At 52.4% G+C, this 13,981-nt stretch carries 16 protein-coding genes; 10 read left to right on the top strand and 6 right to left on the bottom strand.

Going from position 1 to position 13,981, the window contains the following annotated elements; all coding sequences use genetic code 11:
* Positions 1 to 247: 247 nt before the first annotated feature.
* The gene (gene deoC / locus JUF22_RS02085; RefSeq protein WP_203642798.1) at positions 248 to 901 is read right to left on the bottom strand and encodes a deoxyribose-phosphate aldolase; all 654 of its coding nucleotides are present in this window, start codon (positions 899 to 901) and stop codon (positions 248 to 250) included.
* Positions 902 to 1,053: 152 nt separating this feature from the next.
* Between deoC and JUF22_RS02080 the strand changes: the two genes are divergently transcribed.
* A complete protein-coding gene (locus JUF22_RS02080; protein WP_203642796.1) occupies positions 1,054 to 1,998 on the top strand; it encodes a sugar-binding transcriptional regulator in 945 nt (314 codons plus the stop codon).
* A 73-nt stretch (positions 1,999 to 2,071) separates the two neighbouring features.
* Here the strand turns inward: JUF22_RS02080 and JUF22_RS02075 are convergent, their stop codons facing one another.
* Positions 2,072 to 2,494: a hypothetical protein gene (locus JUF22_RS02075; RefSeq protein ID WP_203642794.1), complete on the bottom strand. Its 423-nt coding sequence runs from the start codon at positions 2,492 to 2,494 to the stop codon at positions 2,072 to 2,074.
* 15 nt (positions 2,495 to 2,509) lie between these two features.
* Positions 2,510 to 3,016 (bottom strand): hypothetical protein, encoded by a 507-nt coding sequence (locus JUF22_RS02070; RefSeq protein ID WP_203642792.1) that lies wholly within the window; start codon positions 3,014 to 3,016, stop codon positions 2,510 to 2,512.
* 240 nt (positions 3,017 to 3,256) lie between these two features.
* On the opposite strand from JUF22_RS02070, the gene JUF22_RS02065 reads away from it, so the two are divergent.
* Entirely contained in the window at positions 3,257 to 3,769 is a 513-nt protein-coding gene (locus tag JUF22_RS02065) for a hypothetical protein (RefSeq protein WP_203642790.1), read from the top strand.
* Positions 3,770 to 3,828: 59 nt separating this feature from the next.
* Here the strand turns inward: JUF22_RS02065 and JUF22_RS02060 are convergent, their stop codons facing one another.
* A complete protein-coding gene (locus JUF22_RS02060; protein WP_203642789.1) occupies positions 3,829 to 4,587 on the bottom strand; it encodes a hypothetical protein in 759 nt (252 codons plus the stop codon).
* Between the two features lie 92 nt (positions 4,588 to 4,679).
* On the opposite strand from JUF22_RS02060, the gene JUF22_RS02055 reads away from it, so the two are divergent.
* Positions 4,680 to 5,570: an EamA family transporter gene (locus tag JUF22_RS02055; protein ID WP_203642788.1), complete on the top strand. Its 891-nt coding sequence runs from the start codon at positions 4,680 to 4,682 to the stop codon at positions 5,568 to 5,570.
* A 38-nt stretch (positions 5,571 to 5,608) separates the two neighbouring features.
* On the opposite strand, the gene JUF22_RS13810 is transcribed toward JUF22_RS02055, so the two are convergent.
* The gene (locus JUF22_RS13810) at positions 5,609 to 5,740 is read right to left on the bottom strand and encodes a hypothetical protein (RefSeq protein WP_268890130.1); all 132 of its coding nucleotides are present in this window, start codon (positions 5,738 to 5,740) and stop codon (positions 5,609 to 5,611) included.
* A gap of 401 nt (positions 5,741 to 6,141) precedes the next feature.
* Between JUF22_RS13810 and JUF22_RS02050 the strand changes: the two genes are divergently transcribed.
* Complete coding sequence (locus JUF22_RS02050; RefSeq protein WP_203642787.1) at positions 6,142 to 6,570, top strand: GNAT family N-acetyltransferase; 429 nt, start codon at positions 6,142 to 6,144, stop codon at positions 6,568 to 6,570.
* Between the two features lie 19 nt (positions 6,571 to 6,589).
* Here the strand turns inward: JUF22_RS02050 and JUF22_RS02045 are convergent, their stop codons facing one another.
* Complete coding sequence (locus JUF22_RS02045; RefSeq protein ID WP_236000682.1) at positions 6,590 to 7,459, bottom strand: hypothetical protein; 870 nt, start codon at positions 7,457 to 7,459, stop codon at positions 6,590 to 6,592.
* Between the two features lie 234 nt (positions 7,460 to 7,693).
* Between JUF22_RS02045 and JUF22_RS02040 the strand changes: the two genes are divergently transcribed.
* The 6 genes from JUF22_RS02040 (at position 7,694) to JUF22_RS02015 (ending at position 13,837) form a co-directional block, all read left to right on the top strand.
* Positions 7,694 to 8,260 carry a helix-turn-helix domain-containing protein gene (locus JUF22_RS02040; protein ID WP_203642786.1) on the top strand — a complete coding sequence of 189 codons (567 nt, stop codon included), beginning with the start codon at positions 7,694 to 7,696 and terminating at the stop codon, positions 8,258 to 8,260.
* A gap of 184 nt (positions 8,261 to 8,444) precedes the next feature.
* Positions 8,445 to 9,194 (top strand): DeoR/GlpR family DNA-binding transcription regulator, encoded by a 750-nt coding sequence (locus JUF22_RS02035; protein WP_203642785.1) that lies wholly within the window; start codon positions 8,445 to 8,447, stop codon positions 9,192 to 9,194.
* Between the two features lie 165 nt (positions 9,195 to 9,359).
* Positions 9,360 to 9,764, top strand: coding sequence for a hypothetical protein (locus tag JUF22_RS02030; RefSeq protein WP_203642784.1), 405 nt, complete (start codon positions 9,360 to 9,362; stop codon positions 9,762 to 9,764).
* 167 nt (positions 9,765 to 9,931) lie between these two features.
* A complete protein-coding gene (locus tag JUF22_RS02025; protein WP_203642782.1) occupies positions 9,932 to 10,789 on the top strand; it encodes an SDR family oxidoreductase in 858 nt (285 codons plus the stop codon).
* A 218-nt stretch (positions 10,790 to 11,007) separates the two neighbouring features.
* Positions 11,008 to 12,894: a glycoside hydrolase family 2 TIM barrel-domain containing protein gene (locus JUF22_RS02020; RefSeq protein WP_203642780.1), complete on the top strand. Its 1,887-nt coding sequence runs from the start codon at positions 11,008 to 11,010 to the stop codon at positions 12,892 to 12,894.
* Positions 12,878 to 13,837, top strand: a complete 960-nt coding sequence (locus tag JUF22_RS02015) for a beta-galactosidase small subunit (protein ID WP_203642777.1) — start codon at positions 12,878 to 12,880, stop codon at positions 13,835 to 13,837. Before JUF22_RS02020 ends, JUF22_RS02015 begins: the two co-directional genes overlap by 17 nt.
* The last annotated feature ends 144 nt before the right edge of the window (positions 13,838 to 13,981 follow it).

Raw genomic sequence — 13,981 nt, 5'->3', positions numbered from 1 at the left:
AAGTATACTAGAATTTTTTCGCAGATTCGAGCGTTATGTTTTAGTGCGCTCAAATATTCTTTTATTTCATATAAAAACAGTCTCGCGTTCTACTCGAGACTGCTTGTGGTGAGGTGCGGCGACCTTCGGAATGCTTGCGCACCGATCGCGTACCCCCACCGTGGTTTGGCACCACGAGTAGTATCGCACGTGGTTGCGGGTGAGTCAAGCGAAATTTGCTACTGTTTCACGTGGAACATTTGCCAGCTTAAGCCTTACCCATCACCTTTAAGCCGGAGCTAGTCCCCAGACGAGAAGCGCCGGCGTCAATCATGGCTTCGGCTTCTTCCTTAGAGTGCACACCACCGGAGGCCTTGATTTTGATGCGGTCGCCCACGGCCTTCTTCATTAAGACAACGTCCTTAACGCTTGCGCCACGGGTCGAGAAGCCGGTTGAGGTCTTCACAAATTCAGCCCCGGCGTTGGCAACCAATTCAGACGCCTGCATGATCTCTTCATCGCTCAGAAGGGCTGTTTCGATGATCACTTTGGCCAGCTTGTGGTGGGCGTGAGCAGCGTCGATGACGGCCTTGAGGTCCGCGGTGACGGCGTCTAAATGGCCACTCTTGAATTCACCAATGTTCATGACCACGTCAATTTCGTCGACGCCGTCTTGAACGGCCTGTAAGACTTCGGCAACCTTGATGGCCGTGGTGTTGGCGCCCAGGGGGAACCCAATCACCGTGTCCGTATTGACGTCGGTGTCGGCCAATTGCTTGTGGGCGTAAGCGACCCAGTAGGGATTAATCATGACGGAGCGGAAGTTGTTTTCCTTGGCCTCGCGGACGATGCGGTCGATGTCCGTTTGGGTGGCTTCGGGTGCCAGTAAGGTGTGGTCGATGGTACGATTTAAATTTTCCATGTGAATGTCCTCTTTTCGTGTTTGTCTAATTTACCTTCTTAATCTAACACGTTTTCTTACAAATGTAAAATACTATTTTTAACATATGTAAAGTGTGGTAAAATAAGGACACGCATTTAGCCCGGTCAAAATAACTATCAGGAGGCACCCACATGGCATTGTCTAAGAAACAAATCGAACGGCTCATCGCAGTCAGCCGGTACTACTATCAGGATGATCTCAGCCAACAGGAGATTGCCCAGAAGATGAACCTGTCGCGGCCAACGGTGTCCAAATCGCTTCAGCTAGCCCGCGAAAATCAGATTGTCACCATTAAGATTCAGGACCCGTTTGAAAATACCGCGGTCATCCGCGAGCAGCTTCAGGAAAAGTATCGCCTGAAAGACGTGGTGATTGCCGAGCAGGCCAACTACGATGAACAGGGTATCTTGGAACAACTCGGTGCCGTCACGGCGGATTATTTGGACCGTATCGTGACGGATGGCGTCACCATTGGCATTAACTGGGGGCGGACCATGGAGGCCGTGGCCAATCACCTACACCCGAGCCACAACCGCGACGTGCAGTTGGTGCAGCTCAAGGGAAGCGTGACCAACTCCAGCGAGACCAATTATTCCGCGGACATTACGCAGAAATTTAATCAGGCCTTTCACACGCAGGCGAGCCTCCTGCCGCTGCCAATTATCTTTGGCGACGCGCAGGTCAAGCAGCTGGCGATGCAAGACCAATTTATCAGTCAGGTCGTTGCCAAGGGAAACGCCGCGGACATCGCGCTGTATACGGTCGGCACGACGCGGCCAACCGCGATGCTGTTTCAGTCGGGTTACCTCGATGCGGACCAGATCACGCAGCTACGTACCGCATCTGTGGGCGACGTGCTCTCCCACTACATCACGGCCGACGGGGCATTGGCGGAACCGGACCTGGATGCTCGGACGGTCGCCATTTCGCTGGATCAGTTGGCTAAAAAGCGCTACGCCATTTTAATTGCGGGCGGTCAGGCCAAGCTACAGTCGATTCACGCCGCACTGGTCGGGGGTCACGCCAACGTGTTGATCGTGGATCAGGCGGTGGCGAAGTCCTTGCTGGCGCTGTAGCAATTAATTGGATAATAAAAGGGGTCACAACTTGGATTGCGAGTTGTGACCCCTTTTGTATGGCGGTTATTGATTAACGTTTGAAAATTGTGGCGCCATAGGTTTCGTTGCCCGTGTAATTTCCGGCGAGGTTAGGCGTGTGTTTCTGAACGATATCGAAATGCGATTTGCTAAAAATCTTGATTTTGACGAGTACAGAATGCTTCTTGTCATAATGCAGGCGACCGTAGTAAGTGGTGGCGGTGCGCTTCTTTAGACCGCTGAAGTGCCAGTGGTAGCGTAGGTTAGTCCCCTTGACCTTGATGGTGAAGTGATTCCCCTTGAACGTCGTCTTGTCGTGGAAGCCGCCTTGACTGCCGTCGGTTAGGCGGTACCAGGTATGGCTACGGATGGTCCGGGGGAGCGTCGTGCTTTTCGCGTTGGCGGTTGTGGGGATGCCAAGTGGAATCAAGGTGATGACTGCAAGACCGGTGATAGCTAGATGTGTTAGTTTCATTTTTAAGAGGCTCCTTTAGCTAGGTTGGTGATTGATTGTGTAGTGCCAGCCTTTATTATTCATATAAGTCGTGTAGGTCCAAACGTTATAAGGCGCTTGACCGTAGCCACCGTGATCGTTTGACGGATCGAATTCTCCGAGGGTCCAGTGCTTATGGCCGTTGAGGTAGCGCCAACTAGGCTTGATCAAGTAAACGTCATCACTTTCACGGGCGCCAAATTCGTACCAACCGTTGTGATGGCGGACGTAGTAACGTTTTGCGGCGATTTTGGAATGTTTCCATTTAGCGTTACGTTTAGTTTTATAGGCAAAATGAACGTTGTGCTTGGTAAAGTGTAAACGTTCATAGCCCCATTTGCCGGTATAGGCGTTCTGATAGGAATACCAATACTTATGATTCCGGAGGGTCTTACTATTGGTGTAGAGCTTCGTCTTGGCACTAGCGGTGGTACTAGGTGTCAGCGCCACTAACCCCGTGAGGACGGCGCTGATGGCCAGCGTTGAATAAACAATCTTTTTCATGATGAATCCCCTTTCATGTGTCTCCAGTATACGAGTGTGAGGCGCCGTTTCAAGGGGAGGTTGCACGGTGGTGGGATGTCGATTGCACTAGAAATGAGCAAGCTTATAATCTGATATATAGCGAATCTATAAGTGTGAATATAAGTAAATTTGTAGGCTATATCGCTGTTATTTTCGTCAGCACTATGCTGTAATAGATTTGCTAGAAGTTCCAACAGACATTCGGGGAGGTCAAGTGAAATGAAGGCAAAGTGGTTAGTCATCTTAGCAATTATTTTTTCCGTAGTAGTTGGGCTGGAGGTCGCCACGTCAATGGAACACGCCCGCGCAGCCAAACCGCAACAGACGCTGCGGACGTTTCCACAGGCGTTGCGCGGAACCTGGTACCGGTACGAGTATCACCGTTACCGGCGGATTCAAATATCTGCGCGCAGTCTCAATGATGACGGCTTTAAGGCCGGAATTCACGCGAAAAAGCTGCCACTGAAAATGTCCGCGGCGCAACGCCGAGCCCATCCAACCTGGCTCATTGCCTACCCGGTGCGCTACCAACACGGACGTTGGACGCGGGTGACCGGCTGGAACACCTGGGATGGGCATGGCGGGGACTTCCGAAAAATCCAGCAGCGCATTGGTGGAAAATGGCTACCCCTCCTCGAGATTCAGAGCGGGGCACAGCTGAAGACGGATGGGGTCGCCTTTCGGAGCAAACGGCTGGCTAAGCGATATGCCAACTTAAAAATTAATAACTAATGTTTTATTATTAATAATTAAATAGGCAGTCACCTGAACTTTAGGTGACTGCCTATTTGTTAATACCACCAATGCGGATAGGTCGGGTCAGACGCACGCCAAACGGCCTCTTCACCAAACCAATCATACGGCGAGGTTTCCAGGTAGATGGGCTGCCGGAAGAGTTTAATCAGACCCCACATGAGAAACGGGAGAAACAAAATGAACGTGACCCGATCCCAGGTTGGACCGGTTTTAACCGTTTTGACCTTAGCGATGTGCTTGCTGATAAAGGGTTGGTAGCGGTTGAAGACGGCCATGGTCGAGTCCGCGGTGCCGACCTTGTTCGGCAGGTGCCAGGTCAGAAAGGTCTTATTGAGGTTGGAAACACTATGATAGAGGTCCTCCGAGGGATAGATGACCGTATGCCAGCCATTGTCCGGGTAGACCAAGATAAATGAAATTCGTTGCTGTAATCGTTGTTGCCGTTGGATGACGGCAATCTGGTGGTCACCGTCAGTCGTTTTGCCGGCTAACTGTTGTTGGGCTAAGCGATGTAAAACGCGGTCGCCCAGCTCATTGCCCGCGGTGTTAAAGGGATCCTGGTAGTCGAAACCGGCGAGAGGCGTGCGGAGGTGGCTGTAGGTGTAGACCCAAAGCTGCGGCTTATGGCGGGTCTGGGCCCACTGATGATTGACTTGTCTAATCTCGCTTTTCTGCTGAGGAGATAACAGGTTCGCCTGATCCCGCACGACCGGAGCCGCTTGGGCGTTCAGTAGCCCGCAGATTCCGGCAATGGCCGTGAACCAGATGATCAACAGTGTTTTTATCTTACCCATCGTGCTCGCCTCTTCACTTATTCTGCCACCATTATAGCATGGCGCCGGTGATGTATAATAGATAGGTGAGATTTTTTAGATGAGGTGAGTTTTTGAAAAAATTAGCACCCTTGTTTGTCGGGTTAGGCGCGGTGAGCTTTGGGATTCCAGCATCATTATTTAAAATTGCGGCGCGTGAAGGCGTAGTCAACGGGCCACTCCTGTTCTGGTCGTTTCTGAGTGCCGTCGTCATTCTAGGCGTGATTCACTTTGCGCGGCGACAGTGGCTACGGTATCAGCACACCAATTGGAAACAGATTGGGCTGGTGATTGCGGCCGGCACGGCTTCCGGGTTTACCAATACGTTCTATATCCAGTCGTTGAAATTAATTCCGGTGGCGGCCGCGGCCGTCATGTTGATGCAGGCCGTCTGGTTGTCCGTTCTGCTGGGCGCAGTGATCCATCGGCAATGGCCATCGCGGGTCCAGGTGCTGAGCATTGTCCTGGTCCTGATTGGCACGGTCCTGGCAGCGGGACTCTTTCCGATTACGCAGGCATTGTCCCCACTGGGGTTGTTTTTCAGCTTCCTAGCGGCGTGCGCGTATGCCTGCACCATGCAGTTCACGGCGAGCCTGGGCAATAATTTGGATGCCTTGAGCAAGACCTGGCTGCTTTGTATTGGGGCGTTCATTCTGATTTCCATCGTCTGGGGACCGCAGATTGTGACGGCCAAGGTGACCGGCAATACCATTTTGTGGGGCGTGTTGATTGCCCTGTTCTCGATGGTCTTTCCGCTGGTGGCCTACTCCATCTTCATGCCATATTTGGAGCTAGGAATTGGCCCAATCCTATCGTCACTAGAATTGCCATCATCCATCACGGTAGCCTTCATCCTGCTAGGCGAGACGGTCGATTGGCCCCAAATCGTGGGGGTCCTGGTCATCATTGGTGCGGTTATTTTGCCAAATGTTTGGAGCATGCGGCGCCGGGGGCAAATTAATTAAAAGTGTTTCACGTGAAACAAAAGGTCGTCTGAATTTTTTCAGACGACCTTTTCGTTTTGACTCAAGTTATTGGGACTAACCGCGGTAGTGGTGGTTCGATGGGTCAGGACCACACTAGCCGTGGCGCCCAGAATCAAAATAGCAAGAATGATCTTAAGGATTCGTTTCATGAGGGCCGCCTTTCTTTGGCAGTGAGTATACCACGAAAAGGGACCGGTATCCGGTAAAAAGCTATTTTTGATTGTGTGGATGGCTAGGCGTTTGGTTTTGATTCCTTAGCGGTTGTCACATTGCCACAACTACCCAACGTCACGAGGGAAACTGTGACAAATAAAGCGGCAAAGGACGCGATGAGTTTAATCAGCATGGAATCGGGCTCCTTTCGAGTGGCTAGGAAGGCTTGTTAGTTTTCTTGCTGTGAGTGTAGCACGAACGGCGGCTCAGCGGGAAAAAATCGTTTTACCCGGCAATTGGTCAACAACTCGGACCGCTGACCCGAATAGTCATTATCGTAATATTAAGACTAATCCGTTAAAATAAGGGCACTATCAGCTATTAAGGAGGAACTACCATGGCCACACTCAAGCGAATCGATTCACTGGAACTAGACCTCTTTCTCAAAGGTATCTTCACCCAGCAGTTTGCCGAGAATCATTTTGATTATACTGGCAAGGTGGGGGAGGTCCTCGCTATTGGGGCCTATGACGGCGAGCGTTTGGTCGGGGGAATCCTGATGCGCCGGCGTTACGATCATTTGGACATTGCCAAGCTGGCGGTCGCTCGGGACTACCGCGGCCAGCGACTGGGGACGCAACTGATCCAGGCCGCCGAACAAGTGGCACGTGACCGGCACATCATCAACATCACGCTGTCTACTCGGAGCTATCAGGCGGTCGGCTTTTACGAAAAATGCGGGTACCAAATTTACGGCACGCTGGCAGATCTCCCGTTTGCCGGGGTCACCACGACCTATTTCGTGAAGCGGCTGACGGCAAAATAAAAAGCCCTCAGGTGAGAGCTTAATCGCTGACGCCATCGTAGCCAATGAACGTGTAGTAGGCCTGGCCGCCGATGCGGTAGAGACTATCAAACGTTCCTGCGGTCCCCGTCTCCGGGTTGCCCTTGGTATGTTGTGGCTTGTGGAGGTTCTTTAAAGTTAATTTGTACTGGGTGTTACCCGAGCGATGAACCCGAGTCGTCTTGACGCCCTGGACGTCGTGACTGAAGTACAGCGTCCGGTAGGGGTCATGAAAGTCCGTCTTGGTGATTTTGGCCATACCAACGGGTTTCTGGTAGAAGCCCAGACCGGTGTTAGCCTTAGCATCATACTGCAAGACTTCCAGATAGCCGTCCGGAGTGATCCGAATACTCTGGCTATCCGGTTCAATGGGACTCAACGCCGCGTCGGCACCACCGATGTAGAGATCACCGTGGCTGTAACCCGGCATGTAATCCGGGGCCTTGACCCGCTTAAACGCGGACAGCTTAGCAGTATCGGTGATGGTGGCCTGGGGGTCATAGGCGCTATCGCCGGGATCAATCGTATAACCGGCCTTGGCGCTGTTGGCCAGTGCCGCGTAGCTCAGTCGTGCTAAGAATAACTGTAGGCTAGGGACCAAGTAGCTGCCAGATTTCGTGGTCGTTAGGTTCCCAGCTACCGTGATACCTGCAGGCAGGGTAAGCTTTTGCCGAATCGGGTGTCCCGACTTATACGTTGGAAAGTAGGCGACCTTGACCGTCACCGGCCGGGTCGTCTGGTAATAGGCACTGAGGTTCAAAAAGTCCGTGCTGGCCGTGTAGTCGCCGACCTTGACCAAGGCGCTCGGCTTTTCAGTTTGGGCGCGGGCGGCTAGTAAACCACTGCCGATTACCAGGCCTAAGGCTAACAAACCGAGACTGCTTTTAATGAGTTTTTTATGGATGGGAACCGGCTCCTTTCGAAAATGCTAATACGCCTAGTATACCTGAAAAATGGCCGAAATGCACCGGAAATACGGGCCAAATCAGCGGGTTAACCCGGGTTATATTTGCCAAAATAACGGGTGATGTTGCTGACAACCAGACGGTTCGGTGTCGTACTAGGAATGTTTGGTATGATGGAGATGTTCAGAGGAGGCATCATCATGAAAATTCGTGAGGCGTTAAAGCAACAACGGGAGCAGCGACACTGGTCGCAACAGGAACTCGCCGACCAACTCCAAATTTCTCGGCAATCGATTTCTAAATGGGAACGGGGAGCTGCCTTACCAAGTTTTGCCAATGTGGTTGCCATCAGCGACCTATTTCACTTGTCCATCGATCAGCTGATTCGTGGGGACGCTGAATTGATGACCAAATTGACCGTTAAAAAGGAAGAAGACATTGGTCCAGTGGGCCGGATTATCTATGGTGGCCTATTCTGGGGGGCCATTGGTTTCCTGATCACCTGGGCGCTGGGCATTGGGTATGAAGATGCTGAGGAATTGGTCCAACTGCCGCTCGTGATTGTCTTTGTGAGCTTACTGCTGACCATTTACGCCAATCAAAAGCAGCACCGGGTCCCACTATCCCGGGCCGTCATCTGGTTAAGCATTGGGCTAATTGCGTTAATGGTTCTACCGATGATCAGCATGGACGTTTCGGCCGCGATGGCAGCAATTCCGGGGAACGTCCGGGCTGGGTGGAACGCCGGTCAACGTGGAGGCTGGTAAGTTAACCCGGGTTATAGCGGCTAGAATCTCGGAAGCCAGTCTGGAAAATTAACCCGGGTTATATTTTTCGCGACACTTAGCATGACAGGTACTGGTCAATCCAGCCTACCGTTCTCACCGGTTTTAGCGTAGACTAGAAGGAAAGACGACGAATTTTACTTTCTATCGAAAGGAGTTTTTCCTAATGGCCAATGAACGGCGCGAACAGATCATTCAAATCGTGAATCAGCAGCACAAGGTGGCAGTGACCGACCTGGCTCAGCGGACCCAGGTCTCGCTGGTAACCATGCGTAAGGACCTTACGGAACTGGAAGCGGAGGGTCTCTTGCAGCGACAACACGGTTTTGCGGTGGTCAACAATCCGGATGATTTGAACTACCGGTTGGCTCAGCACCATGAAGAGAAGCAGCGCATTGCGTTGGCTGCGGCTAAGTTGGTCGCTGACAACACGACCATCATGATTGAATCCGGCTCGGCCTGTGCGCTCCTAGCGGATACGTTAGGCCAACAGGAAAAGCGGGTGACCATCGTCACCAATTCCTACTACATTGCGAACTTTGTGTCGAGCTACCCGAACCTGGACGTCTTCGTCCTGGGTGGCAAATATCAGCCGGAATCCCAGGTCGTGGTGGGGTCACTGACCAAACAACTGCTCCAGTCCTTCCACGTGGAACAGCTCTTTGTCGGCACCGATGGTTTTGATCAGACCAATGGTTTCTCTGGTGCCAACATTCTCCGGACCGAGGCGGCCCAAGTGATGGCGCAACGGGCCGATGACCTAATCATCCTGACCGACGCCAGTAAATTTCAAAAACCCAGCTTGATTCAACAGTTTCCGCTGACCGCCGTTTCTACGGTCATTACGGATAGCGGAATTGCGCCTGCAACCGCTGATTTTCTCCGCCAACAATCATTAAATTTAACAGTGGTCTAGGCATCACGTCGACGTGTTTCCTCTCAGGGAAAACGCGTTTTTTTCTGCCCAAAATTTACGGTAGTTAATAACGGAAATTTTTAACCGGTCGGGGTATACTAATGGCGAAGACCAGTCAACGGAAGTCACTAAAAGCTGAATTGAATTCTCTTGGAGGATGAGAACATGAAAAAGTTGGGACAAATGATGGTGGTTGCCTTAACTACGGTAATGGTCGGTGGGGTTGCGTCTAGTACGGCAAACGCGGCGGCCTGGCACTCTGGTACCCCCAAAGCGCTACGGGGCAATTGGCAACGGCATTACACCGATCAGGGGACAAAAATTGTGATGCACTTCAAGGTAAGTGCCAAGACCATCCACCTGTCACGGGTGAAGTCTGCGGAGACCTCCTGGACAAATCTAAAATACCAAAAGGTTGGTAAGAACACTTACAAACTGAAGGGGATTTACAAAAATGGGGAACTGACCGATAAGGATGCCCGCCTTCAAATCGTGAAGAAAAACAAAAAACTTGAATTCAAGAATGCCTGGTCCAGTAAATACGATTATCTGGGCTGGTATCACAAATAACTGACGACTAAAAGACTGGGAAGTCCCAGTCTTTTTTAGCAGGCCGGAAAAGTGGGCGAGACAAACTTGTTGACTTTAAAGTAACAGGTAACTATACTAATCTCTGTTATTTATAAAGTTACAAGTAAAAGAAAATTAGCCAATAATAAATAAGGAGATAATCAATTATGAAATATGCAATTTCAGCCGCAACCGGCCGCTTTGGTCAGTTAGTCATCAATGACTTGTTGAAGACCGTCGATGCTAGTGATATCGTCGCTATCGTCCGGAACGCCAGCAAGGGGCAACAGGTTTTACCGGCCGAAGTCACCGTTCGTCAAGCCGACTACAACGACGAAGCTGCCTTGGAACAGGCCTTAACGGGTATTGACCGGCTCTTATTCATTTCATCCGTCCCTGGGGGCGAGGTTTCCCGGCAACAGCAACACGCCAACGTGGTCACTGCAGCGCAAAAGGCCGGGGTGGGCTTCGTTGCCTACACCAGCTTTGCCCACGCTGATACGGCGAAATCGCCACTGTCCGTGGATCACGTCGCCACGGAAAAACTCCTGAAGGCCAGTGGTCTGCGTTACAGCTTTCTGCGTAACGCCTGGTATTTGGAAAATGAAACCAACTACCTGAAGGCCGGTGTTCATGGCCAAAACGCGGTTTACGCGGCGGGACATGGGAAAATTAGCTTCGCACTTGAACGGGAATATGCCGAAGGTGCCGCGCGGGTCATGACGATGGCAGACCCCAAGGCCGTATACGAATTCGGTGGGGAACCCCGGACTTACGCGGACCTGGCGGAAACCCTGTGGAAGGTGACCGGAAAGTCCTTCACCTTTAAGAGCGTGGATGATGCAACCTACCGAGAATCCCTGTCTGCAGCGGGCATGGCCCCAGAGATGGTTGAGGTGTTGTCAGCGATGCAAGCCATGATGCGCGAGGGTGAATTGGATGTCGAATCCAGTGATCTGCCCGACGTCTTAGGCCGGCCATTGACGACCTTCCCCGACGCCATCCATGAAATCCTGCGGCGTTAGGCTATGGCCGCTTGCGTAGCGGCTAGTCACAAACAAATAATTAAACGCAAGTCGATTGACCCGAGTGGTCGGTCGGCTTTTTTCGTATCATCGCGAACCAATTTAGCTAAAATCAATTCAGTCACTTCCTCAATTACAATTAAATCTTTCTTCACTGGCATCTGAGGATATCTGTTGTATAATAACCAATGTAAGCGTTTTAAAAAGGAGGAAGACTTTTGAAAGCAGAAATTTCATGGCTGGATGATCCCCAAACTTTTCGGATCAATCAGTTACCCGCTCACAGCGATCACCGCGGTTACGCCACGGTCGCCGAAGCCACTGCTCAGCAGAGTAGTCTGGTTCAAAGCCTCGATGGTACCTGGGAATTTGCCTTTGCGAAGGACCCCCAGCACCGTCCCGTGGGCTTCTATGAACCCGATTACGACCGCTCTGATTTCGACCGATTAGCCGTTCCAGGTCACATTGAACTCGCTGGTTATGGCCAGATTCAATACATCAACACGGCCTATCCTTGGGAGGGCAAGCATTATCGTCGGCCCGCCTACAGCATGGGTGCCGACCGCCCCGAAAAAGGGATGTTCAGTACCGACCCAGAAAACACGGTGGGGGCTTACGTGAAGCACTTTACCCTGAACTCCGAGCTGGAAGATCAACGGGTCAGCATTGAATTTGACGGCGTCGAACAGGCCATGTACCTGTGGCTGAACGGGCACTTCGTGGGGTATGCGGAAGACAGTTTCAGCCGGGCCGAATTTGACCTGACACCGTATCTGCAAGACGGCGACAACGTGTTAGCCGTCGAAGTCTTCAAGCACAGCACGGCCGCCTTTCTCGAGGACCAGGATATGTTCCGCTTCTCCGGGATTTTCCGCAGCGTTCGCCTGGTTGCCAAGCCGGCCCTCCACGTGGAGGACATGACGATTCAATCCGGGGTCGACGATGCCTTCACGACCGGTAATTTTAAATTAAATCTGAAACTTTCCGCCGCTGATCAACTGACGGGGTCCGTCCATGTCAGTTTAGCGGACGACAGTGGACAACCGCTCTGGACGGCCGAGGCCGCCGCGTCGGCTGAGCTTGACCTAGCCACGACGGTCAACCACGTTCACCTGTGGAATCACCACGACCCATACCTGTACCAGTTGCAGATTGAATTGCGCGATGCCACGGGTAAGCTGGTTGAAGTCGTGCCTTACCAGGTCGGTTTCCGCCGGATTGAACTGAAAGATAAGATTATGCAATTAAACGGGCAACGCCTGGTCATCAACGGGGTCAACCGTCACGAGTGGGATGCCCACCGCGGTCGGGCCGTCACCGCTGCCGACATGGCGCATGACATGCAGGTCTTCCACGACAATCACATCAACGCCGTGCGGACCTGCCACTACCCGGACCAGGATGCTTGGTACCACCTTTGTGACCGCAACGGGATCTACATGATGGCCGAAAACAACTTGGAAACCCACGGAACTTGGCAAAAAATGGGGGCCGTTGAGCCTTCCTACAACGTGCCAGGCAGCCTGCCACAATGGCAATTAGCCGTCCTCGACCGGGCCAAGAGCAACTACGAAATGTTCAAGAATCACCCCGCCGTCTTATTCTGGTCACTGGGGAACGAATCCTATGCCGGCGACGATATCGCTGCCATGGACAAGTTCTACCATGATGCCGACCCAACACGGTTGACCCACTACGAAGGCGTTTGCCGTAACCGGGTCTACGCTGACCGCATTTCCGACATGGAAAGTATGATGTATGATCCGCCACGGGCGATTGAAGAGTACCTGCAAAATGATCCCGACAAGCCATTCGTGAACTGTGAATACATGCATGACATGGGGAATTCCATTGGTGGGATGAACAGTTACATTGACTTGATCGATAAGTACCCAATGTATCAGGGTGGCTTCATTTGGGATTACATCGACCAGGCACTTTGGACGCAAGACGAAGTGACCGGTCAGCCCGTTCTCCGCTACGGTGGGGACTTTGATGATCGTCATTCCGACTACGAATTCTCCGGCGACGGCCTGCTCTTTGCCGACCGGACACCAAAACCAGCATTACAGGAGGTGGACTACTACTATGGCCAACACGACTAAATTAAACGTGATTTACGGTGACGTGACGCTGGGACTCAGCGGTCCTGGTTTCCACTACATCTTTGCCTATGACCGTGGCGGCCTCGAGTCGCTGGTTCGCTATGGCAAGGAATGGCTGTACCGGACGCCGAAGCCAGCCTTCTGGCGTGCGACGACCGACAACGACCGCGGAAATGGGTTTTCCACGACCTCGGCGACATGGTTAGGGGCCGACATGTTTAGCACCTGCACCCAAATCGACGTGGCCGTGGATGGTCAAGCGATTCCACTGCCAATCGCGCCGGAAAATAACAAGTATTCTGATCACGAGACGGCCGAGACCGTTGCCATCACCTTTACCTATACCACGCCAACCGTTCCCGCAACCACGGTGACCGTTGAATACGTGGTCGATGCGACCGGGAAAATGACCATCAACACCCACTATAACGGGGCTGTCGGCTTACCCGAACTGCCCGTCTTCGGCTTGCGGTTCGTGATGCCAACGACGGCAACTGGCTTTGACTACCAGGGCCTCTCGGGTGAAACCTATCCCGACCGGCTGGCTGGTGGCAAGCCGGGGACCTATCACGTGGATGGCCTGCCCGTGACGCCCTACATGGTGCCGCAGGAGTGTGGCATGCACATGGGCAATGACTGGGTCAAAGTGACGCGGGCCACGACGCACAACAACGCCGACCCGGATCACCAACCGTTCAGTCTGACGTTCCAGCAAAACGGGCATCCGTTTGCCTTTAGCTGCCTGCCATACACGCCAGAGGAACTGGAAAATGCAACCCACATCGAGGAACTGCCGTTAGCGCGGCGGACGGTCCTGACCGTTTACGGGGCCACCCGTGGCGTTGGAGGCATCGATAGCTGGGGTGCCGACGTTGAACCGCAATATCACGTTGCGGGGGACATCGACCACGACTTCAGCTTTGCCATTGCTGGCGTTGAATAACTAGACAAATATGAAGGAACCGACCGAGATGTTTGGGGTCGGTTCTTTTGGGTTGTGTTTGTTTGGCTGGCTAGTATGATTCAGGTAGCAGTTAGATTAGGAGTGAGCAGTGTGAAGCGGTCAAGGGATAAGAGTGACGGAAGA

The sequence above is a fragment of the Levilactobacillus lanxiensis genome (genome assembly GCF_016861655.1).
Taxonomy (GTDB): Bacteria; Bacillota; Bacilli; order Lactobacillales; family Lactobacillaceae; genus Levilactobacillus; species Levilactobacillus lanxiensis.
The sequence above is the reverse complement of the archived record's forward strand: the minus strand, read 5'-3'. Positions and strand labels throughout refer to the sequence as shown.

Excerpts from the sequence above, each read along its gene's own strand:
- JUF22_RS02075 (WP_203642794.1), bottom strand. The coding sequence starts at position 2,494 with ATGAAACTAACACATCTAGCTATCACCGGTCTTGCAGTCATCACCTTG.
- JUF22_RS02065 (WP_203642790.1), top strand. The coding sequence starts at position 3,257 with ATGAAGGCAAAGTGGTTAGTCATCTTAGCAATTATTTTTTCCGTAGTA.
- JUF22_RS02025 (WP_203642782.1), top strand. The coding sequence starts at position 9,932 with ATGAAATATGCAATTTCAGCCGCAACCGGCCGCTTTGGTCAGTTAGTC.
- JUF22_RS02080 (WP_203642796.1), top strand. The coding sequence starts at position 1,054 with ATGGCATTGTCTAAGAAACAAATCGAACGGCTCATCGCAGTCAGCCGG.
- JUF22_RS13810 (WP_268890130.1), bottom strand. The coding sequence starts at position 5,740 with ATGAAACGAATCCTTAAGATCATTCTTGCTATTTTGATTCTGGGCGCC.
- JUF22_RS02040 (WP_203642786.1), top strand. The coding sequence starts at position 7,694 with ATGAAAATTCGTGAGGCGTTAAAGCAACAACGGGAGCAGCGACACTGG.
- JUF22_RS02060 (WP_203642789.1), bottom strand. The coding sequence starts at position 4,587 with ATGGGTAAGATAAAAACACTGTTGATCATCTGGTTCACGGCCATTGCC.
- JUF22_RS02050 (WP_203642787.1), top strand. The coding sequence starts at position 6,142 with ATGGCCACACTCAAGCGAATCGATTCACTGGAACTAGACCTCTTTCTC.
- JUF22_RS02015 (WP_203642777.1), top strand. The coding sequence starts at position 12,878 with ATGGCCAACACGACTAAATTAAACGTGATTTACGGTGACGTGACGCTG.
- JUF22_RS02070 (WP_203642792.1), bottom strand. The coding sequence starts at position 3,016 with ATGAAAAAGATTGTTTATTCAACGCTGGCCATCAGCGCCGTCCTCACG.
- JUF22_RS02035 (WP_203642785.1), top strand. The coding sequence starts at position 8,445 with ATGGCCAATGAACGGCGCGAACAGATCATTCAAATCGTGAATCAGCAG.
- JUF22_RS02030 (WP_203642784.1), top strand. The coding sequence starts at position 9,360 with ATGAAAAAGTTGGGACAAATGATGGTGGTTGCCTTAACTACGGTAATG.
- deoC (WP_203642798.1), bottom strand. The coding sequence starts at position 901 with ATGGAAAATTTAAATCGTACCATCGACCACACCTTACTGGCACCCGAA.